Annotated in this window: 18 protein-coding genes; 14 read left to right on the top strand and 4 right to left on the bottom strand. The window is 66.9% G+C overall.

Annotated elements, in window-relative coordinates; genetic code table 11:
- The first annotated feature begins 62 nt into the window (after positions 1-62).
- Positions 63-1,985 (top strand): asparagine synthase (glutamine-hydrolyzing), encoded by a 1,923-nt coding sequence (gene asnB, locus MHY23_RS04950; protein ID WP_239306642.1) that lies wholly within the window; start codon positions 63-65, stop codon positions 1,983-1,985.
- A 61-nt stretch (positions 1,986-2,046) separates the two neighbouring features.
- Positions 2,047-3,033, top strand: coding sequence for a S41 family peptidase (locus MHY23_RS04955; RefSeq protein WP_239306643.1), 987 nt, complete (start codon positions 2,047-2,049; stop codon positions 3,031-3,033).
- Between the two features lie 64 nt (positions 3,034-3,097).
- Here the strand turns inward: MHY23_RS04955 and MHY23_RS04960 are convergent, their stop codons facing one another.
- Positions 3,098-3,442: an iron-sulfur cluster assembly accessory protein gene (locus MHY23_RS04960; protein ID WP_034998489.1), complete on the bottom strand. Its 345-nt coding sequence runs from the start codon at positions 3,440-3,442 to the stop codon at positions 3,098-3,100.
- 140 nt (positions 3,443-3,582) lie between these two features.
- Here MHY23_RS04960 and MHY23_RS04965 point away from each other — a divergent pair, with 140 nt between their 5' ends.
- The gene (locus tag MHY23_RS04965) at positions 3,583-4,287 is read left to right on the top strand and encodes a DUF3043 domain-containing protein (protein ID WP_181888764.1); all 705 of its coding nucleotides are present in this window, start codon (positions 3,583-3,585) and stop codon (positions 4,285-4,287) included.
- A gap of 3 nt (positions 4,288-4,290) precedes the next feature.
- Positions 4,291-5,277, top strand: coding sequence for a nicotinate-nucleotide--dimethylbenzimidazole phosphoribosyltransferase (locus tag MHY23_RS04970; protein WP_239306644.1), 987 nt, complete (start codon positions 4,291-4,293; stop codon positions 5,275-5,277).
- On the opposite strand, the gene MHY23_RS04975 is transcribed toward MHY23_RS04970, so the two are convergent.
- Positions 5,274-6,380, bottom strand: a complete 1,107-nt coding sequence (locus tag MHY23_RS04975) for a branched-chain amino acid aminotransferase (protein WP_239306645.1) — start codon at positions 6,378-6,380, stop codon at positions 5,274-5,276. The genes MHY23_RS04970 and MHY23_RS04975 overlap by 4 nt on opposite strands.
- 70 nt (positions 6,381-6,450) lie before the next feature.
- On the opposite strand from MHY23_RS04975, the gene MHY23_RS04980 reads away from it, so the two are divergent.
- Positions 6,451-7,938 carry a leucyl aminopeptidase gene (locus MHY23_RS04980; RefSeq protein WP_239306646.1) on the top strand — a complete coding sequence of 496 codons (1,488 nt, stop codon included), beginning with the start codon at positions 6,451-6,453 and terminating at the stop codon, positions 7,936-7,938.
- A gap of 211 nt (positions 7,939-8,149) precedes the next feature.
- On the opposite strand, the gene MHY23_RS04985 is transcribed toward MHY23_RS04980, so the two are convergent.
- Positions 8,150-8,545, bottom strand: coding sequence for an oxidoreductase (locus MHY23_RS04985; protein WP_239306647.1), 396 nt, complete (start codon positions 8,543-8,545; stop codon positions 8,150-8,152).
- Between the two features lie 122 nt (positions 8,546-8,667).
- Between MHY23_RS04985 and sucB the strand changes: the two genes are divergently transcribed.
- The 9 genes from sucB (at position 8,668) to MHY23_RS05030 (ending at position 20,887) form a co-directional block, all read left to right on the top strand.
- Positions 8,668-10,770: a 2-oxoglutarate dehydrogenase, E2 component, dihydrolipoamide succinyltransferase gene (sucB, locus tag MHY23_RS04990; protein ID WP_239306648.1), complete on the top strand. Its 2,103-nt coding sequence runs from the start codon at positions 8,668-8,670 to the stop codon at positions 10,768-10,770.
- 71 nt (positions 10,771-10,841) lie between these two features.
- Entirely contained in the window at positions 10,842-12,542 is a 1,701-nt protein-coding gene (locus MHY23_RS04995) for a dihydroxyacetone kinase family protein (RefSeq protein WP_239306649.1), read from the top strand.
- 74 nt (positions 12,543-12,616) lie between these two features.
- Positions 12,617-15,430 (top strand): aminomethyl-transferring glycine dehydrogenase, encoded by a 2,814-nt coding sequence (gene gcvP / locus MHY23_RS05000; protein WP_239306650.1) that lies wholly within the window; start codon positions 12,617-12,619, stop codon positions 15,428-15,430.
- Positions 15,431-15,443: 13 nt separating this feature from the next.
- Positions 15,444-16,517 (top strand): glycine cleavage system aminomethyltransferase GcvT, encoded by a 1,074-nt coding sequence (gene gcvT, locus MHY23_RS05005; RefSeq protein ID WP_239306651.1) that lies wholly within the window; start codon positions 15,444-15,446, stop codon positions 16,515-16,517.
- Between the two features lie 2 nt (positions 16,518-16,519).
- Positions 16,520-16,906, top strand: a complete 387-nt coding sequence (gene gcvH / locus MHY23_RS05010) for a glycine cleavage system protein GcvH (protein WP_181888773.1) — start codon at positions 16,520-16,522, stop codon at positions 16,904-16,906.
- Positions 16,907-16,932: 26 nt separating this feature from the next.
- Positions 16,933-17,718 carry a lipoyl(octanoyl) transferase LipB gene (lipB, locus tag MHY23_RS05015; protein WP_239306652.1) on the top strand — a complete coding sequence of 262 codons (786 nt, stop codon included), beginning with the start codon at positions 16,933-16,935 and terminating at the stop codon, positions 17,716-17,718.
- A gap of 5 nt (positions 17,719-17,723) precedes the next feature.
- Entirely contained in the window at positions 17,724-18,767 is a 1,044-nt protein-coding gene (gene lipA / locus MHY23_RS05020; RefSeq protein ID WP_239306653.1) for a lipoyl synthase, read from the top strand.
- A gap of 42 nt (positions 18,768-18,809) precedes the next feature.
- Entirely contained in the window at positions 18,810-19,601 is a 792-nt protein-coding gene (locus MHY23_RS05025) for a DUF4191 domain-containing protein (RefSeq protein ID WP_370645820.1), read from the top strand.
- Positions 19,598-20,887, top strand: coding sequence for a threonine/serine exporter family protein (locus MHY23_RS05030; protein ID WP_239306655.1), 1,290 nt, complete (start codon positions 19,598-19,600; stop codon positions 20,885-20,887). The genes MHY23_RS05025 and MHY23_RS05030 overlap by 4 nt, the downstream gene beginning before the upstream one ends.
- Here MHY23_RS05030 and MHY23_RS05035 read toward each other — a convergent pair.
- On the bottom strand, positions 20,884-21,360 hold the full coding sequence (locus tag MHY23_RS05035) for an RDD family protein (RefSeq protein ID WP_239306656.1): 477 nt from the start codon (positions 21,358-21,360) through the stop codon (positions 20,884-20,886). The two genes, MHY23_RS05030 and MHY23_RS05035, sit on opposite strands and share 4 nt — an antisense overlap.
- Position 21,361: the final 1 nt, after the last annotated feature.

Raw genomic sequence — 21,361 nt, forward strand, 5'->3', positions numbered from 1 at the left:
TGTTGAGGGGACTTCCCGCCGCGTAGCAACGGCGCACCTTATATATACGGAGAGGTTTGAGTATGTGTGGCCTTCTTGCCCTGCTTAGCGCGGACGCAAACGCAGCCAAGTTCGTTGATGCTGTCGAGCGCGCCCTGCCGTGCATGTACCACCGCGGCCCGGACGCCGCCGGCACCTGGAACGACGACTCTGCGGTGTTCGGGTTTAATCGCCTGGCCATCATCGATATCGAGCACTCCCACCAGCCGCTGCGCTGGGGGCCGGCGGACAACCCGGAGCGCTACGCGCTGACGTTCAACGGCGAGATTTACAACTACATCGAGCTGCGCGAGGAGCTCCAGTCCGCCGGCTACACCTTCAACACCAGCGGCGACGGCGAGCCGATCGTGGTTGGGTACCACCACTGGGGCGCGAACGTGGTCGAGCACCTGCGCGGCATGTTCGCCTTCGTCATCTGGGACACCGAGACGCAGACGATGTTTGCGGCGCGCGACCAGTTCGGTATCAAGCCGCTGTTCTACGCCACCACGGACAAGGGCACGGTGTTCGCCTCCGAGAAGAAGTCCATCCTGGAGATGGCGCCGGAGCTCGGTCTAGGCCTGGACCTTGATCGCCGCGCGATCGAGCACTACGTGGACCTGCAGTACGTGCCCGAGCCGGAGAGCCTGCACAAGGAGATCCGCCGTGTCGAGTCCGGCTGCACCGTCACCTTAAAGCCGGGCGGCGAGGTGCACTCGGACCGCTACTTCAAGCCGCACTTTCAGTCCCAGCCGGTGACGAAGGGCAAGGAGCAGGACCTCTACGACCGCATCGCGCGTGCGCTGGAGAACTCCGTGGAAAAGCACATGCGTGCCGACGTCACCGTGGGCTCGTTCCTCTCCGGCGGCATCGACTCCACCGCCATTGCCACGCTGGCCAAGCGCCACAACCCGGACCTGCTCACCTTCACCACCGGTTTCGAGCGCGAGGGCTACTCCGAGGTTGACGTGGCCGCCGAGTCCGCCGAGGCGATCGGTGTCGAGCACATCGTGAAGATTGTCTCCCCCGAGGAGTACGCGGACGCCATCCCGAAGATCATGTGGTACCTGGACGACCCGGTGGCGGACCCGTCGCTGGTGCCGCTGTTCTTCGTGGCGCAGGAGGCCCGCAAGCACGTCAAGGTGGTACTCTCCGGCGAGGGCGCCGACGAGCTGTTCGGCGGCTACACCATCTACAAGGAGCCGCTGTCGCTCGCGCCGTTTGAGAAGCTGCCGGGCGCTCTGAACAAGGGGCTGAACCGGCTCAGCCGCGTGCTGCCGGAAGGCATGAAGGGCAAGAGCCTGCTCGAGCGCGGCACCACCCCGATCGAGGACCGCTACTACGGCAACGCCCGCTCCTTCAACTTCGACCAGCTCAACCGCGTGCTGCCGTGGGCGAAGCGCGAGTGGGACCACCGCGAGGTCACTGCCCCGATCTACGCCGCCTCCACCGAGATGGACCCGGTGGCGCGCATGCAGAACCTGGACCTGTTCACCTGGATGCGCGGCGACATCCTGGTCAAGGCCGACAAGATGAACATGGCCAACTCCCTCGAGCTGCGCGTGCCGTTCTTGGACAAGGAGGTCTTCGAGGTCGCCCAGACCATCCCGTTTGATCAAAAGATCGCCAACGGCACCACCAAGTACGCGCTGCGCAAGGCGATGGAGCAGATCGTGCCGCCGCACGTGCTGCACCGTAAGAAGCTGGGCTTCCCGGTGCCGATGCGCCACTGGCTGGCCGGCGACGAGCTCTTCGGCTGGGCGCAGGACACCATCCGCGAGTCCCAGACCGACGACATCTTTGCCAAGGACCAGGTGATGGAGATGCTCAAGGAACACCGCGACGGTGTCTCCGACCACTCCCGCCGACTGTGGACGGTGCTGGCGTTCATGGTCTGGCACGGCATCTTTGTCGAGCACCGCATCGACCCGCAGATCGAGCACAAGGACTACCCGGTCCAGCTCTAGCGCAGCCATTTTCCGGCGAATCTGGCTGCCGGCATGACGGCTGCCTGGTTCAATGGTTTGCATGTCAACTGCACGGAAAGTCCTCATCGCAGTAGCCGGCGTCCTCGGCGCGCTGATACTTGTCGCCGTCGCCGCCGCGTTCGTCTACGGCCCCACCATGACCGCGAAGTTTTCGGGAACCGCGCGATTCTGGGGCACGGACACACCACGCCGCTACGCAAAGACAGTGTTGGATCTGTCGGAGGAGGGCATCTACGGCGACTCCGAGGAGTTCCGGGCCGCGCGCGCCGCAGCCGAAGATGCGGTTCAGGGGGCATCTTCGCGTGACGACGTCCGCTCCGCCCTCAACGATGCCGTGAAGGCTGCCGGCGGCAAGCACTCCAAGCTCATCGAGCCTGGTGCCGAGCAGGACAACGCAAGTGAAGCGGACACCCGCTCCCCGTCTGTGAATGTCAAAGACGGCGTGGCCTGGGCGACGGTGCCCGGTGTGGGCCGCCACGACGACGGCCAGCATTACGCCGACACGCTTGCCAAGGGGCTGGCTGCCGCTCGCGACGGCGGTGCCTGCGGCGCGGTGGTGGACCTCCGCGGCAACGACGGAGGCGACATGGGGCCGATGCTCGCCGGGGTCTCTCCCCTACTGCCGGACGGCACAGCACTGGAGTTTGTCTCCAACGCGTACTCCAGCCCCGTGACGATCGAGGGCAACGGGGTGCGCGGCGGCGGTAGTCCGACGACTACCTCCGGCGGCAAGTGGGACGCGCCGGTCGCAGTGCTTGTCGACGGCGATACCGCTTCCTCCGCCGAAGCGACCATGCTGGCGTTCCGAGGCTTGGACCACGCCAAGAGTTTCGGCACCCCGACAGCCGGCTACGCCTCAGCCAACATGGTCTACGACTTCCCCGATGGCAGCGCACTGATGCTGACCATTGCGAAAGATAAGGCACGCACCGGCGAAGTTTTCTCCGAAGACCCGATCCAGCCCGATGAGCCCGGCGGCGAAGACGCAGCCCTCGCGTGGCTCGCGGCCGAGCACAGCTGCGCATAAGACGCGAAAAAGCTCCGCACTGTGTGACGGTGCGGAGCTTTAGTCGTCGATAAGCACGAAGTGCTTAGTTGAAGCTGTCGCCGCAGGCGCAGGCGGAACCCGCGTTCGGGTTATCGATGGTGAAGCCCTGCTGCTCGATGGTGTCCGCGAAATCGATGGTGGCGCCCATGAGGTACGGCACGCTCATCTTGTCCACGACCAGGCGCACGCCGCCGACCTCGTCGGCCTTGTCGCCGTCCAGGTCACGGTCGTCGAAGTAGAGCTGGTAGCGCAGGCCGGCGCAGCCGCCCGGCTGGACAGCGATACGCAGGGACAGGTCGTTGCGGCCCTCCTGATCAAGCAGGGCCTTCGCCTTCGCAGCGGCGGCCTCGGTGAGGTTCACGCCGGTGGTAGAGGTGGGGGCAGTCATTGCAGTCTCCTTCGTGCCTCGACTCAAGTCTTTCGATGTGGAGTGGCGCCCATGCTACGCGCCACTGGCCATGCACAGTGCAACCGGTAGGCGTGCCGGGTTATTCCACTCCCGCACGCGGGCCTTGTAGCCTAATGAGCGTGAAACTTCCCTGGCAGAAAACCGAGCAGAGCGCAGACGCGGCGCAGGGCTCGACGAAGGTCGAGCTGCCTGAGGCTGAGCAGGCCGAGCAGACGGGGGAAAAGCTCCCTAAGGGCTACACCCCGCCGAAGGGCCGCCCGACGCCGAAGCGCATCGACCAAGAGATCAAGCGCGGCGTGGTGCGCGACCCGAACGCCGCCACCCCGGCGCAGATCCGTCAGCGCGAAAAAGAGCTGAAGAAGACCATGTCCAAGGAGGAGTGGAAGGCGCACAAGAAGCAGGTGCGGGAGGAAAACCGCGCCCGCAACCGCGAGATCCAGGCCCGCATGGACGCCGGCGACGAGCGCTACCTCACCGAGCGCGACCGCGGCGAGGTGCGCGGGTTCGTGCGCGACTGGGTGGATTCCAAGCGCTTCTTCAACAACTACGTCATGCCAGCCGCGCTGGTGCTCTTGCTGATCATGCTGATCGGCACCTGGCTACCGCGCGTGTCCGCCGTGCTGTCGCTGCTGAGCCTGCTGTTCATGCTGACCATCTTCATCGAGGGGTTCATCATCGGCATCCGGGCCAACCGCGCCGTGCGCGAGAAGTTCCCGGAGGCCGACACCGGCTTCGGCCTGGGCATGTACGCCTTCTCCCGCGCCACCCAGCCGCGCAACTGGCGCACCCCGAAGCCGCGCGTGGCCGTGGGCGAGAAGGTTTAGGCCATGCAGTTTCCACCGGTTGACGCCCCGAAGCAGTCCCACGGCCACGCCGTCGCCGACGCCTTGGCTGGCTCTGCTGCGGGGCTGGCGCTGGGCAGGCTGGGTTCTCTGGCGTCCAGGATCGCCTCGGTGCAGGGCACGGATGTCCCCGCCCCGTTTGCCCGTCCGCGGGTTGTGATCGTGGCGGGCAAGCACGGCGTTGCCGCGCGCGGCGTGTCCGCGTGGACGGAAGACGCCGGCGACGTGCAGGCCGAGCAGCTGCGCGCCGGCGGCGGCCCGGCCCACGCCGCGGCGCGACTGGCAGGTGCGACGGTGCGCTTCATCGGCGACTACCTGGACACCCCCACCGGCGCCATCGACGTGGAGCCCGCCACCTCCCCCGAGGTGTTCGACGCCGCCCTCGCCGCCGGCGCCGAGGTGGCGGACAACGAGATCGATTCGGGCGCGGACCTGATCATCCCCGGCGACATCGGGGTGGGCAACACCACCGTCGCTGCGGCGGTCTACGGCGTATTCACCCGCACCGAGCCGGTGAAGGCCATCGGCCGCGGCTCCGGCATCAACGACAAGGTGTGGAAGGTCAAAGTCGCCGCGGTGCGCGACGCAATGTTCCGCGTGCGCGACTTCCGCGAGGACACCGAGTGCGTCTGCGCCGAACTGACCGGCCCGGACTTCGCGTTTTTGGTCGGGCTGATCGCCCAGTCCGCCGCGCGCCGCACCCCGGTGCTCATCGGCGAGGCCTACCCCACCCTCGCCGCCTACGTGGCCGAGCGTCTCGCCCCCGGCACGAAAGACTGGCTCATCGCCGGCCAATCCACCGCGGAACCGGCCCACGCCGGCTGCCTCGAGGCACTGGGCCTGACGCCAGTACTGGCGCTGGAAATGAAAACGGGCCAGGGCGCAGGGGCCCTGGCCGCGCTTGGTCAGCTCAACCTCGCCGCTGAGTTGGCGGGTGAGGTGCTGGCCGAAGGTGCGTCGATAGGCAATTAGCTCTCGATGAGCACGGTGTTCCAGCCGTGGGTGTCCTCCGCGTCGCCGGTCTGGATGCCGCGGAGGCGCTCGCGCATGGCCATGGTGATCTCGCCGGCCTCGTTGTTGTTCACCGTGAATTCGCCCTCGTTGGACTTCACGGTGCCCACCGGGGTGATCACGGCCGCGGTGCCGCACGCCATGGTCTCGGTGATCGTGCCGTCCTCGACGCCTTGGCGCCACTGCTCGACGGTGATCTTGCGCTCCTCGGCGGTGTAGCCCAGGTCCTCGGCCACCTGGAGCAGCGACTTGCGGGTAATCCCCGGCAGCAGCGAGCCGGTCAGCTCGGGGGTGATGATCTTCGCGTCCGCGCCCGAGCCCTCGACGAACATGAGGTTCATGCCGCCCATCTCCTCGATGTACTTGCGCTCGATCGCGTCGAGCCAGACCACCTGGTCGCAGCCCTTCTCCGCCGCCTGCTGCTGCGCCAAAAGGGACGCGGCGTAGTTGCCGGCGAACTTCGCATCACCCGTGCCGCCGGGGGCCGCGCGGACATAGTCCTCGGAGATCCAGACGCTCACCGGCTTGATGCCGCCAGAGAAATACGCGCCGGCCGGCGAGGCGATGATGTAGAAGCTGTAGCTCGAGGACGGCTTCACGCCCAGCGTCTTCTCCGTGCCGATCATGAACGGGCGCAGGTACAGCGACGCCTCGCCGCCGGCTTCCGGCACCCAGTCGGAGTCAATGTCCACGATCTGGCGCACCGCCTCCAGGAAGACCTCCTCCGGCAGCTCCGGCATGGCCATGCGCTTGGCGGAGTTGTTCAGGCGCTTCGCGTTCTGCTCCGGGCGGAACGCGGTGATGCTGCCGTCGGTGTGGCGGTAGGCCTTCAGTCCCTCGAAGATGGCCTGGCCGTAGTGGAACACGTTGGACGCCGGATCCAGCGAGATCGGCTCGTTGGCGCGCACCTGCGCGTTGTGCCAGCCTTCGTCCTCGGTCCAATCGATGGAGACCATGTGGTCCGTGAACTGCTGGCCAAACGCCGGGTCTTCGAGGATCTTCGCGCGCTCCGCGTCGGGGGTGGGGTTTGCGGTGGGGGTAATTGTGAATTCGATCTCAGCCATACGGACCAGGGTACTCCCCTCATTCAGTACGCTCACAGGGTGTAATTGCCCGCACAACGAAAGGACATCCATGGCCTTCGACATCAGCCTCCCCGCCCGCGGCACCACGGTGCGCACAACGCTCGGCACCACTGCCCCGGAAGGTGCGGCGCTGCTCGTCCCCGTCGCGAACGGCGAGGACGGCATCGAGGTCCCGGTCACCGCACTCGCCCCGAAGGGTTTGCTGGAGGCGCTGGTTGCGGTCGGTGCCAAGGGCACCGAGGGCGAGGTGACGCGTCTGCTTATCGACGGCTCCCTGGTCACCGCATTCGGCCTCGGCAACGCCTCCGAGATCGACGACGAAGCGGTCCGCCGCGGCGTCGGCGCGGCAGCGCGCTCGTTGAACGACGTGGAGCGCGCCGCCATCTCCGCCGAGTTCGGCGTCGCGCCTGTGGTGGAGGGCCTGCTGCTGGGCGGCTACACCTACACCGGCATGAAGTCCCAGGCCGAGGTCGCCGACGACGAGAACTCCGATGCCGAGACGCCGCAGACCACCGAGGTCACCGTCGTCGGCGCCGACGAGGCCGAGTACAACGCCGCGGTGATTGTCGCCGAGTCCGTGAACTTGGCGCGCGACCTGGTCAACACCCCTGCGAACTACCTCTACCCGGAGTCCTACGCCGGCGTCATGGGCGAGGTCGCCCAGGCTGCCGGCCTGGACATCGAGGTGCTCGACGAGGCCGCGCTGGAGCAGCAGGGCTTCGGCGGCATCCTGTCCGTGGGCCGCGGCTCCTCGCGCCCGCCGCGCCTGGTGCACCTGACCTGGGCGCCGTCCGGGGCATCTCAGAAGGTCGCGCTGGTGGGCAAGGGCATCACCTTCGACACCGGCGGCATCTCGCTCAAGCCCGGCTCCGGCATGGAGGACATGATCTCGGACATGGGCGGCTCCGCGGCCCAGCTCGCCGTGATCGCCGCGGCGGCGCGCCTTGAGCTGCCGGTGCGCGTCGACGCCTGGCTGCCCCTGGCGGAGAACATGCCGTCCGGCACCGCCACCCGCCCGGGCGACGTGATCACCCACTACGGCGGCATCACCAGCGAGGTCATTAACACCGACGCCGAGGGACGCCTCGTGCTTGCCGACGCCGTCGCCCGCGCCTGCGAGGACTCCCCCGCCTACCTCATCGAAACGGCCACGCTCACCGGCGCGCAGCTGGTGGCGCTGGGCAACCGCACCGCAGGCGTGATGGGCTCCGATAAGCTGCGCGACCTCATCGCCGAGACCGGTCGCGGCGTGGGCGAGCAGGCCTGGGCCATGCCGCTTTTGGAGGAGCAGGAGGACGAGTTGAAGTCCCCCATCGCCGACATCCGCAACACCCACAACGCGCGTACCGGCGGCATGCTGTTCGCGGGCCTGTACCTGTCCCGCTTCGTGCCGGAGGACGTCGAGTGGGCGCACATCGACATCGCCGGCCCCGCCTGGAACGGCGGCGCCCCCTACGGATACACCCCGAAGCGTGCCACTGGCGCGCCTGTGCGGACGATTGTGGAGACGTTGTCGCGCCTCGTCGATAAGCAATAAGAGTCGGCGACGCTCCGGCGCTCGCAAGATCTGACAACAGCCCTACATTTCCGCAGGTCGCCACGGGCCGATTTCGGCAGAATGTCAACTTTTACGAGGTTGTCCGCAATGCGGAGCCCGCAAACGGCGTCTTTTGTACGAATCAACAACGCCCCGGCGTTTTCCCAGGTGGGAAACCAGCACGCCGGGGCGTTTTGTCGATTCGTACAAACTAGCCGTAGGGGTTTTCGCCGCGCTCGAACCGGGCGCGGCGCTGCTTTTGCTCCTCGCGCTTGCGCAGAATGCGCTCCTGCTCGATCTTTTTGCGCATGCGGTCGGGGTAGCCGGTCTCCTCGACGTCGTAGAGCATGATGCCCAGCATGTCGGCCACCTGGTCGATGCCCTTGGGGCCGCCGATACGGCGGCGGGTGTAATTGCCCTTCTCGTCGACGAGGACGACGGACATCTCGTTGACCATTGTTTCCGGCTCGACAAAACCCTCGACATAGGACCTGCCGACGACCCAGTCGCGCAGGTACTGCGCATCGTCCGGACGAATCGTCTCCCCCGGCGCGCGGGGTGGTTTAAACGTCGTGGACTTCTTGCCTTTGCCGAACAGGTTGAACACGTCACACATCATACGGGGCGTCTCGGGTAGAAAAGGTCACCCCTTGGGCGACGTGCGGGGCGTGTTACAGGTACGCTTTATGCCTGTATAGCTTCCAACGTTTCAATGAGGAGACTTAAGAAATGGCGCACTCAGTTGAGATGCCCGAGCTGGGCGAATCGGTCACCGAAGGCACGATCACCACGTGGCTGAAGGAAGTCGGCGACACGGTCGAGGTGGACGAGCCGCTGCTCGAGGTCTCCACCGACAAGGTCGACACCGAAATCCCGTCCCCGGTCGCAGGCGTGATCCTGGAGATCAAGGCCGAGGAGGACGACACCGTTGAGATCGGCGACGTGATCGCCATCATCGGCGACGAGGGCGAGGAAGCGGACTCTTCCTCCGACAAGAAGGAAGAGAAGGCTGAGGCTGAGGAGCCGGCCGAAGAAAAGACCGAGGAGAAGGCTGAGGCGCCGAAGAAGGACGACAAGCCGGCCAAGAAGGCCTCCGGCGACGCCACCGACGTGGAGATGCCGGAGCTGGGCGAGTCCGTCACCGAGGGCACCATCACCACCTGGCTGAAGGAAGTCGGCGACGAGGTTGAGGTGGACGAGCCGCTGCTCGAGGTCTCCACCGACAAGGTCGACACCGAGATCCCGTCCCCGGTTGCCGGCACCCTGATCGAGATCCTGGCTGAAGAGGACGACACCGTCGAGGTCGGCGACGTCATCGCCCGCGTCGGCGACGCTGATGCTGCAGCAGCTTCCGACGACTCCAACGAGGACGAGGCAGAGGCAGAGGAGCCGGCCGAGGAGAAGGAAGAGCCCAAGGAAGAGAAGAAGGCCGAGCCGAAGAAGAAGTCTTCCGGCGGTGCAGGCACCAAGGTTGAGATGCCGGAGCTCGGCGAGTCCGTCACCGAGGGCACCATCACCACCTGGCTGAAGTCCGTCGGCGACATGGTCGAGGTCGACGAGCCGCTGCTCGAGGTCTCCACCGACAAGGTCGACACCGAGATCCCGTCCCCGGTCGAGGGCACCATCCTGGAGATCCTGGCCGAGGAAGACGACACCGTAGAGGTCGGCGATGTCATCGTGATCATCGGCGACGCTGACGCCGCCGTCGAGGAAGACGATGCCGACGAGGCTGAAGAGGCTGAGGCGCCGGCCGAGGAAAAGGCTGAAGAGAAGCCGGAACCGAAGCAGGAAGAACCGAAGGCCGAGAAGACCGAGAAGGCTGACAAGGCTGACTCCAAGAACGCGTCCGCCAAGGTCAACAACGGCGACAACGTCCCGTACGTCACCCCGCTGGTGCGCAAGCTCGCCGACAAGCACGGCGTGGACCTGAACACGGTTGAGGGCACCGGCGTCGGCGGCCGCATCCGCAAGCAGGACGTCCTGGCCGCTGCCGAGGGCGGCAAGGCCGAGGGCGCCGCTGACGCAGCTGCGGCGAAGGGCGACGAGAAGGCGGCCCCGAAGGGCCCGCGCGCAAACTGGTCCACCAAGTCCGTGGATCCGGCGAAGGCGGAGCTCATCGGCACCACCCAGCGCGTGAACCGCATCCGCGAGATCACCGCCGCGAAGATGGTGGAGTCCCTGCAGACCACCGCGCAGCTGACCCACGTGCAGGAGGTCGACGTGACTCGCGTTGCGGAGCTGCGTAAGAAGGTCAAGCCGGCATTCGTCGAGAAGCATGGCGCAAACATCACCTACCTGGCCTTCTTCATCAAGGCCACGGCAGAGGCGCTGGTGTCCCACCCGAACGTCAACGCCTCCTACGACGCTGACGCGAAGGAGATCACCTACCACTCCGACGTCAACATCGGCATCGCAGTGGATACCCCGATGGGTCTGCTGGTGCCGGTAATCAAGAAGGTGCAGGACATGAACCTGGCGGATATCGCGAAGGCGATCACCGACCTGGCGTCCCGCGCACGCGACAAGAAGCTGCGTCCGGACGACCTGTCCGGCGCGACCTTCACCGTGACCAACATCGGCTCCGAGGGCGCGCTGCTGGATACCCCGGTGCTGACCCCGCCGCAGGCCGGCATCCTGGGCACCGCCGCGATTGAGAAGCGCCCGGTCATCGTGACCGAGGACGGCATCGACTCCATCGCAATCCGCCAGATGTGCTACCTGCCGTTCACCTACGATCACCAGCTGATCGACGGTGCGGACGCGGGCCGTTTCGTAACCACGATCAAGGACCGCATCGAGCAGGGCGATTTCGAGGCTGATCTCGACATCTAGCCCCGGAATGCGCTGAACCCGGCACCGTTTCTCGGTGCCGGGTTTCGTCGTTTTTGGCATAAAGTGGCGGTATGGCTGACACGTTCAAATCATTTCGTAACTCCACCGACCACTTCATGCGCGAGGCCCTCGGCGGCCTTGTCGCCGCGCACCCATGCGCCGAGTGGCACGACGAGGGCTTCGTGGGGCTTTTGCTTGACGACGCCACCAAAGGCGAACCCCGAGTAGCCGTCATCTCCGGCGGCGGATCGGGCCACGAACCGATGCACGCCGGTTTCATCGGTGCCGGCATGCTGGATGCGGCCTGCCCGGGTCTGCTGTTCACCTCCCCCAACGCGGTGCAGATCGGCGCGGCCACCGAGTGGGCCAACCGCGGCGCGGGCGTGGTGCACGTGGTGAAGAACTACACCGGCGACGTGATGAACTTCACCGTGGCGGGAAACCACGCCGACGCTGAGGTGGCGCAGGTACTTGTGGACGACGACGTGGCCACCGAGATCGACAACGACGACTCGCCGGGCCGCCGCGGCACGGGTGCCACGGTGATCGTGGAGAAGGTCGCCGGCGCTGCGGCTGCGCGCGGCGACGACCTGCAGGCGGTGGCGGAGGTTGCCCAGCGCGCGGCGGATCAGTCCCGCAGCATGGCGGTGGCGCTGCAGCCGGGCCACTCCCCGACCTCGGACCGAGCGACGTTCGACTTGGGCGAAGGCCAGATCGAGATCGGCGTGGGCATCCACGGCGAGCCGGGCGTGGAGCGCCGCGACATTGCTGGCGCGCAGCTGACCGCCGCCGCGCTGGTGGAAGAGCTCCTGGATAGCATCCTGTCCTCGCTGCGCGACGCGGGCGTCAAGGGCGAGGACGTCATGCTCTTCGTCAACGGCCTGGGTGGTACGAGCCAGCTGGAGCAGGACCTGGTCTTCGGCGAGGCGGTCAAGCAGCTGACGCAACGGGGGCTGAAGGTGCGCCGCGGGATGCGCGGCACGCTAGTGACCTCGCTGAACATGGCGGGCATTTCACTCACGCTCACCGTGCTCGACGACGAGCTGATCCAGCTCATCGACGCCGACACCGCCGCCCCCGCCTGGCCCGGCACCGTCGCGGACCCCGAGTACGCGGAAGCGCGCATGGTCGACAACGAGGCACAGCCGGATAGCGGCGAGGAAAACGCGTGGCTGACCGGCTTTGTGGAGCGCCTCGCCGCCAGCTACGACGACCTGACTGCCCTGGACCGCGAGGCCGGCGACGGCGACTTCGGTCAGAATATGGAGGCAGCCTTTGGTGACGTCGTCAGGCCTGTGCGGGGTGCTGATGCAGAGGTGCTGAATTTCTTCGCCCACCGCATGCTGGTGCGCGCCGGCGGCACCTCCGGTGCGGTGCTGGGCACGCTCTTCCGCCAGATGGCGGACGCGTTCGAGGACGCCGGCGTGGATTCACGCGACGCGGACGGCGCCGCGTTTGCCGGGGCGCTCGCGGAGGGGCTGCAGCGCGGCGTCGACGCCATCACGGAGCTCGGCGGCGCGAAGGAGGGCGACAACACGCTCGTCGACGCCCTCGCACCGGCCGCCCGCGCCGCCAAAGACGCCACCGGCAGCGTCGACGAAGTGCTCGCGCACGTCTTCGCCCCGGCGGTCGAGGGCGCGAAGGCGACCCGCGGCATGCAGGCGAAAAAGGGCCGCGCGTCCTACCTCGGCGAGAGCGCGAAAGACGTGCCGGATCCGGGCGCGATCGCGGTGACGTGGCTGTTCGGAAACGCGGGTGTAGACGAGTTCTAAATCGGGCTAACTGGGGCTGAGAAACAGCTAAGCTGTCGCGTGGTTATCACGACCCGATTTTCAAGGAGCCCCAGTTGGATTACATCTCCCGCCATATCGGCCCAGACCAGGCAGAACAGCAGAAAATGCTGGATGCTCTGGGTTACGATTCTATCGATGCGCTGATCAACGCCGCGGTGCCCTCCGGCATCCTGGCGCAGCAGCCGCTCGACCTGCCGGCGGCGTTGACGGAGTACGAAGCCCAGGCCCGCCTGCGCGAGCTCGCAGACAAGAACACCGTGCTGCGCGCGTTCTACGGCCAGGGCTTCTCCTCCACCCTGACCCCGCCCGTGATCCGCCGCGGTGTGGTGGAGGACGCCGGCTGGTACACGGCCTACACGCCGTACCAGGCCGAGATTTCGCAGGGCCGCCTTGAGGCGCTGCTGAACTTCCAGACCATGGTGCAAGATCTCACCGGCCTGGACATCGCGAACGCTTCGCTTCTCGACGAAGCATCCGCCGCCGCCGAAGCCGTCGGCCTGATGTCGCGTGTGGTGAAGAAGGGCCGCCGGGTGCTCCTGGATTCGCGCCTGCACCCGCAGGTGATCACAGTCGCCTCCGAGCGCGCCCGCGCGATCGACCTAGAGGTCGAGGTGGCCAACCTGGCCGAGGGCGTGGTCGGCGAGGACCTCGTCGGCGCCGTGTTCGCCTACCCGGGCACCGAGGGCGACATCGTGGACCCGCGCCCGGTGATCGAGGCGATCCACGAGCGCGGCGGCCTGGTCGCCGTCGATGCCGATATCCTGGCTCTGACGCTGCTTGAGTCCCCCGGCGAGTTCGGCGCGGACATCGCCATCGGCACCACGCAGCGCTTCGGCGTGCCGCTGTTCTACGGCGGCCCGCACGCGGCCTACATGGCGGTGCGCGAGAAGCTGCAGCGCCAGATGCCGGGCCGCCTGGTGGGCGTGTCCAAGGACGCCGAGGGCTACCCCGCCTACCGCCTGGCGCTGCAGACGCGCGAGCAGCACATCCGCCGCGAGCGCGCCACCTCCAACATCTGCACCGCGCAGGCGCTTTTGGCCGTCACGGCGTCGATGTACGCCGTCTACCACGGCCCTGAAGGCTTGAAGGACATCGCGCGTGCGGTGCATAAGCGCGCCACAGACTTCGCCGCGTCGCTCGAGGCTGCCGGCGTGAAAGTCAAGCACGCCGAATTCTTCGACACGGTGGCGGTTGAGGTTGCGGGGGCAGCGGAGGTCGTCGCAAAGCTTGCGGATGCAGGCTACCTGGTCCGCGCAATCGACGAGACCACCGTCGGTGTCTCCTTCGGCGAGGACACCACCGACGCCGACGTCGAGGCGCTGCTTGCGGGCTTCGGGGCTTCCGTCGCTGAGGGCGCGGCGCGCATCCCGGCGGCGCTGGAGCGCACCACCGACTTCCTCACCCACGAGACGTTCAATCGCATCCACTCCGAGACGCAGATGATGCGCTACATCCGCACGCTCGGCGACAAGGACCTCGCGCTGGACCGCACGATGATCCCGCTGGGCTCGTGCACCATGAAGCTCAACCCCACCGCTGGCCTGGAGGCGATCACCTGGCCGGGCTTCGCCAACGTGCACCCCTACACCCCTGACCAGTACACCGAGGGCTGGCGCGAGCTTATCGACGAAATCCGCGCCTGGCTGGTAGCAATCACCGGCTACGCCGAAGTGTCCGTGCAGCCGAACTCCGGCGCGACCGGCGAGCTGGCCGGCCTGTTGGCCATCCGCGCGTACCACGTGGCCAACGGCGACACCGAGCGCGACATCTGCCTCATCCCGGCCTCTGCACACGGCACGAACGCGGCGTCGGCGACGCTGGCGAACCTGCGCGTCGTGGTGGTCAAGACCGCAGACGACGGCTCGATCGACCTTGCGGACCTGGACGCGAAGCTGGAAAAGCACGCCGACGCCGTGGCCGCGATCATGCTCACCTACCCGTCCACGCACGGCGTGTACGAGGAAGACGTGCGCGTGGTCTGCGACAAGGTGCACGCGGCCGGCGGGCAGGTCTACATCGACGGCGCGAACATGAACGCCCTGACCGGCATCGCGCGCCCGGGCGACTTCGGCGGCGACGTTTCGCACTTGAACCTGCACAAGACGTTCACCATTCCGCACGGCGGCGGCGGACCGGGCGTGGGCCCGATCGGCGTGGGCGAGCACCTGATCCCGTTCCTGCCGGGCGACCCGACCGCCGCCGACGGCGAGGGCGGCGTGCCGGTGACCTCCACGTTGTACGGCTCCGCTGGCGTGCTGCCGATTTCCTGGTCGTACATCGCCATGTCCGGTGCCGCCGGCCTGCGCAGCGCAACCGAGCACGCCGTGCTGGGCGCGAACTACATCGCACGCGCGCTGAACGACTCCTACCCGGTGCTCTACACCGGCAACGACGGCCTGGTCGGCCACGAGTGCATTCTGGACCTGCGCGAACTTACCGACGCCTCCGGCGTCACTGCGGCTGACGTAGCCAAGCGCCTGATCGACTACGGCTTCCACGCCCCCACCCTCGCCTTCCCGGTCGCCGGCACGCTGATGGTGGAGCCGACCGAGTCCGAGGACCTGGCCGAGCTGGACCGCTTCATCGAGGCGATGCGCTCCATCCGCGCCGAGATCCAGGAGATCATCGACGGCAACGTCGAGTACGAAAACTCCGTCGTGCACAACGCGCCGTTTACCGCCGCCAGCGTGATCCGCTCGGAATGGCCGTACGAGTTCACCCGCGAGAAGGCCGCCTACCCGGTTGCCTCGCTGGTGCACGCGAAGTACTTCCCGCCGGTGCGTCGCATCGACGAAGCCTTCGGCGACCGCAACCTCCAGTGCGCCTGCCCGCCGCCGGAAGCGTTTGACATCGAAACTGAGTCTTAAAGGAGAACCACCAATGCCACAGACCCCGCTGCATGCCACCCACGAGAAGCTCGGCGCCAGTTTCACCGACTTCGGCGGCTGGGAGATGCCGTTGAAGTACGGCTCGGAGCTGGAGGAGCACCGCGCCGTCCGCAACGACGTGGGCATCTTCGACCTGTCCCACATGGGCGAGATCACCGTCCAGGGCCCCGACGCCGCCGCGTTTTTGGACTACACCCTCATCTCCGACTTCTCCGCGCTGAAAGACGGCAAGGCGAAGTACTCCATGATCGTCGCCGAGGACGGCGGCATCCTGGACGACCTGATCACCTACCGCTTCAGCGAGAACCACTTCATGGTCGTGCCCAACGCCGCGAACACCGCCGCCGTGTGGGCCGCGTTTGAGGCCCGCAAGGGCGACTTCGACGTACAGCTGACCAACAATTCGGAATCGTTCGCGCTGGTTGCGGTCCAGGGCCCGCGTGCGCTCGAGGTGCTGGAGCCTTTGCTTAGCGACGACGCCTCCGCCCTGTCCTACTACTCCGGCGCGTGGATGACCCTCGACGGCGTGGAAACCTTCGTCGCCCGCACCGGCTACACCGGCGAGGACGGCTTCGAGCTGTTCTGCGCAAGCGATGACGCGCAGAAGGTGTGGGACGCCGTCATCGGCTCCGGCACCCCCTGCGGCCTGGCGGCGCGCGACTCGCTGCGCCTGGAAGCTTCGATGCCGCTCTACGGCCACGAACTGACCGCCGAGATCACCCCGGTGGAGGCCGGTATGGGCCGCGCGTTTGCCAAGAAGGAAGCGGACTTCGTGGGCAAGGACGCTTTGCTCGGCCGCGAGCCGAGCGTGGTCATCGCGGGTTTGACCTCCGAGCAGCGCCGCGCCGCCCGCGAGGGCGCCGAGGTCTTCCTCGCAGGCTCGGACGAGAAAATCGGCGTGGTCACCTCCGGCCAGCCGTCGCCGACGCTGGGCTACCCGGTCGCGCTCGCGCACCTGGACCCCAAGCACGCGGAAAAGGGCACGGAAGTGGAAATCGACATCCGCGGACGCCGTTACCCGTTTACTATTGCACCGACCCCGTTTTACTCCCGAAAGGACGCATAACCATGGAGCTGAAGCCGGACTTCTACTACTCCGAGGACCACGAGTGGATCAACGCCACCCCGGACGAAGCAGCAGGCAAGACTGTGCGCGTGGGCATTACCCACGTTGCGGCTGACCGCCTCGGCGAGGTCGTCTTCGCGGAGCTGCCGCAGGTCGGCGACACCGTCACCGCGGGCGAGACCTGTGGCGAGATCGAGTCCACCAAGTCCGTCTCCGACCTGTACTCCCCGGTCACCGGCACGGTCACCGCGGTCAACGAGGACATCGACGGCGCCTACGAGGCCATCAACAACGACCCGTACGGCGAGGGCTGGCTCTTCGAGGTGGAGGTCGAGGAGGTCGGTCCGCTGATGACCGCCGACGAGTACGCCTCCTCCAACGGCGTCTAAGTCGGCGGGGACTAGGGTCTAAGGGTATGACTGCCCCGCGCGACCCGTTTTTCCCCGCCGACAAATCCATCCGAGCCTCAGCCGCGCCCATTGACGTGCGCGAGCTGGGGCTCGTGGACTATCAGGAAGCCTGGGACCTCCAGGCGGACATTGCTTCTCGACGGGCCAAAGGCGAACTGCCGGACACAGTGCTAGTGCTCGAGCACCCCTCCACCTTCACCGCCGGCAAGCGCACGCAGCCGGAGGACATGCCCGACCCCGCCTACCCCGTGCCCGTGGTGCCGGTGGACCGCGGCGGGCGCATCACTTGGCACGGCGAGGGCCAGCTGGTGGTCTACCCCATCATCAAGCTCGCGGAGCCGGTGGACGTGGTCGACTACGTGCGCCGTCTCGAAGAAGCGCTCATCCAGGTCGTGCGCGACGCCGGTGTGACCACGGCGGGCCGTGTCGACGGCCGCTCCGGGGTCTGGGTGCCGGAGGAGACGAAGGCGGTGGACCCGGAGGCGTCGACACGCGAACGCAAGATTGCCGCCCTGGGCATCCGCATCACCCGCGGCGTGACCATGCACGGCCTCGCGCTGAACTGCGACAACACGCTCGAGCACTACGAACACATCGTCGCCTGCGGCATCGATGACGCCGACGTGACCACCCTGTCGCTCGAGCTCGGCCGCGACATCACCCCAGCCGACATGGCTGCGCCGATGGTGCGCGAACTCGAGCGCGCCCTGTCCGGCGAGCTGGTCGTGGCGGACCACACATTCGCCACCCGACCGGACCCCTCGAAGGGTTTGACACGGAAGGTACGGTGAGAAGCGTGACTGTAGCACCAGAAGGCCGCAAGCTTTTGCGCGTTGAGGCGCGCAACTCCGAAACACCGATTGAGAAGAAGCCGCGGTGGATCCGCAACTCCGTCAAGACCGGTCCCGAATACGAGGACATGAAGCAAAAGGTCAAGGGCGCGGGTCTGCACACCGTGTGCCAAGAGGCGGGCTGCCCGAACATCCACGAGTGCTGGGAGTCGCGTGAGGCGACCTTCCTCATCGGCGGATCCCGTTGCTCGCGGCGCTGCGACTTCTGCGACATCGCCTCCGGCCGCCCGGATCCCCTGGACCGCGACGAGCCGCGCCGCGTGGCAGAAGAGGTCAAAAGCCTCAACCTGAACTACTCCACCATCACCGGTGTCACCCGCGACGACCTCGACGACGAGGGCGCCTGGCTCTACGCCGAGGTCGTGCGCAAGATCCACGAGCTCAACCCGCACACCGGCGTGGAAAACCTCACCCCGGACTTCTCCGGCAAGCCGGACCTGCTCCAGGAGGTCTTCGAGGCCCGCCCCGAGGTCTTCGCCCACAACGTGGAGACCGTGCCGCGCATCTTCCGCCGCATCCGCCCAGCGTTCCGCTACGAGCGCTCCCTCGACGTGATCCGCCAGGCCCGCGACTTCGGGCTGATCACCAAGTCCAACCTCATCCTCGGCATGGGCGAGACCCGCGAGGAAGTCCTCGAGGCGCTGCACGACCTGGTCGACGCAGGCTGCGACATCATCACGATCACCCAGTACCTTCGCCCCGGCCCGACCTACCACCCGATCGACCGCTGGGTGAAGCCGGAAGAGTTCATCGAGTACCGCGACGCCGCCTACGAGATGGGCTTCGGCGCCGTCATGTCCGGCCCGCTGGTGCGCTCCTCCTACCGTGCCGGCAAGCTCTACGTCGAGGCGATGGCCCACCGCGGCCTCGAGCTGCCGGAGAATCTCGTGCACTTGGCGGAGACGTCGCAAGGCGATACTGCCCAAGAAGCCTCCACCCTGCTGAAGAAGTACGGCGCATCCGCCGACCACCCAGTGGAGACCCGCTAGGGTCTTTGGCCCGCGTCTTAGCTGTGGCATACAGTTATGGCCATGGCTAAGACGCAGGACAAGGAAGCGGCGAAAGCCGCCAAGAAAGAACAGCGCGCCGCGAAGCGCGCCAAGGGCAAAGCAACCCGCTCGCAGCTCAAGCAGGCGTTCGACATCCAGCGCAAGCGCGACAAAGCGCTGATCCCAATCATGCTCGCCTGCGTGCTGGGCGGCGGGCTGCTGTTCTTCCTCCTCGGCCTGTGGTGGGGCGCGAAGTGGTTCTGGCTGATCATGGGCCTGATCCTGGGCGCCGTGCTGGCGATGTTCATCTTCTCCCGCCGCCTGGAGAAGTCCATGTACGACGAGGTCGGCGACACCCCCGGCGCCGCCGGCTGGACGCTGGAGAACATGCGCAACACGATGGGCATCGTCTGGCAGACCAAAACCGGTGTGCAGGCCAACACCCACATGGACACCGTGCACCGAGTGGTGGGCAACCCGGGCGTCGTGCTCGTCGGCGAGGGCGACCCGAACCGCCTGAAGTCCCTGATGGGCAAAGAGCACAAGCGCGTGGAGCGCCTGCTGGCGGGCGTGCCCGTCTACGAGGTCTACGCCGGCGAGGGCGAAGGCCAGGTGCGCAACCGCGACCTGCAGAAGCACCTGCTCAAGCTGCCGAAGAACTACCAGAAGGACGAGGTGTACAACCTCGCCGCCAAGCTCGACGCGATGGATTCCCGGGGCCGCGGCGCCCAGGCGGCCGGCCTGCCGGGCGGCCCGCTGCCGAAGCAGGCGCAGAACATGGCGGGAATGAACCGCAAGATGCGCCGCATGCAGGAGCGCAAGGGCGGCAAGTGACCGCACACAACCCGCCCATGGACGCCGAGGCGAACACCTGTCTTCGCTTCGGCGTCTTGCTGTTGGCTGCCGGCGCGTCCGGTTACCGCGTGATCCGCGCGGTGAAGCGCTGCGCGCGCTCGGTCGGCTTCGACAACGCCGACGTCATCGTCGGCTTCAACACCATCAGCTGCACGTTCCACCGCGGAGAGCAGTTCCGCACCGCCGTGTCCGACGTGCCGCTGCCGGGGGTGAACGCCTCGCGCATCGAGGCGCTGGAGACCGCCGCACACTCGCTTTTGCAGAGCTACCGCACCCCCGAGGTCATCGACGCGGTGTTGGATGAGATCGAGCGCATCCCCTCTCCACGCTGGGGCTTTCGCCTATCGACGCTCGCCGCCGGGCTGGCCTGCGCCGGATTCGCAGTGCTGAACCAGTTCGGGCTCGCCACCGCCGCGCTGGTGTGCCTGGCGGCGATGCTGGGCCAGCTCGTGCGCGCGTTTTTACACAAGGCCCACTTCAACCTGATCGGCATCACCATGACCGCGTCGTTTGTTGCCTCCGCGGCGTTCCTGCTGCTGGCGCAGGTGGTGCCGATATCAGGTGTGATCTCCCCCGGCTTCGTCGCGGCCGTGCTGTTTCTCATCCCCGGCTTCCCGTTGTTCACCTCGTTTGTGGACCTCGCACGCTTCGACTTCACCGCCGGCATCCCGAGACTGTTCTTCGCGCTCGAGATCATCGTGGTGATCATGCTGACAGTCTCCGTGGTGGCGATGCTTTCCGGCACGCCACAGGCACAGACGGCGCCCGTGCCAAAATCGGCGGAGTTTTTGGTTTCCGGCGCGCTGGCCAGCTTTGTCAGTGTGGGCTGCTTTGCGTTGCTGTTCAATTCGTCGAGACGCATGGCGCTCATCGCCGCAACCCTCGGGATGGTGGCCAACGCCGCGCGCCTCGCATTGCTTGCGGACGGGGTGCGCTCCTACCTCGCCGCGTTCGTCGCCGCGCTGATCATCGGCATCGTCGGCGGGCTGCTGGGCCAGGTGGCGAAGGTGCCGCGCACCACCGTGACCATCCCGGCAGCCGTGGTGATGATCCCCGGCCCCGTCATCTACGCCGCGGTGCACAACTTCGCGGTCGGCGACATCATCAACGCGCTGTCGAAATTCACCGAAGTGTCCTTCGTGGTGCTGTTCATCGCCGGCGGGCTCTCCGTCGGACGCATGCTCACCGACCCGACCTGGGCGTTCTTCCGCTACATCGACTTCGACCACGAACTCGTCGGCGAGGAACGCCCCATCAACAACTAGGTGCGGATCACCGTCGTGGTGGTGGCGCGGTCGTGCATGCCGCGGCCGTCGGCGTCCACAAGCGCCGCCGGCAGCACAAAGCCCGTCAGGATCGTGCGCACCGCCGCGCGCCACAGCCCCACCGGGGCCTCCTTGTCCACGCGGGCCACACCCATGCCCAGCGCCGCCATGCCCGGGGTGCGGGCGAACAGCCAGCCGCACACGATGCCGAGGACGATCCACAGCAGGTACGTCGCGGTGTAACGGTCCCCCAACGCGGAGGTGTTCGCCGTGATCAGCGACGCCGCCACCGCGCACAACGCCCAGTCGATGAGCACCCCGCCCATGCGGCGCAGCACCGACGCCTGGGATCCCGCCCCTTCCTTCGGCATGCCTAAAAACTGCCCCGGGTACTCCGGCAGGGCATCCTCGCCGGAGAATTGGTTGGGGATTTCGGGACCGTCGTGCCAGGTTTGTCGTCGAGAAGCAGCCATG

Source organism: Corynebacterium sp. ACRQP, from assembly GCF_022345915.1.
GTDB classification, from domain to species: Bacteria; Actinomycetota; Actinomycetes; order Mycobacteriales; family Mycobacteriaceae; genus Corynebacterium; species Corynebacterium lehmanniae.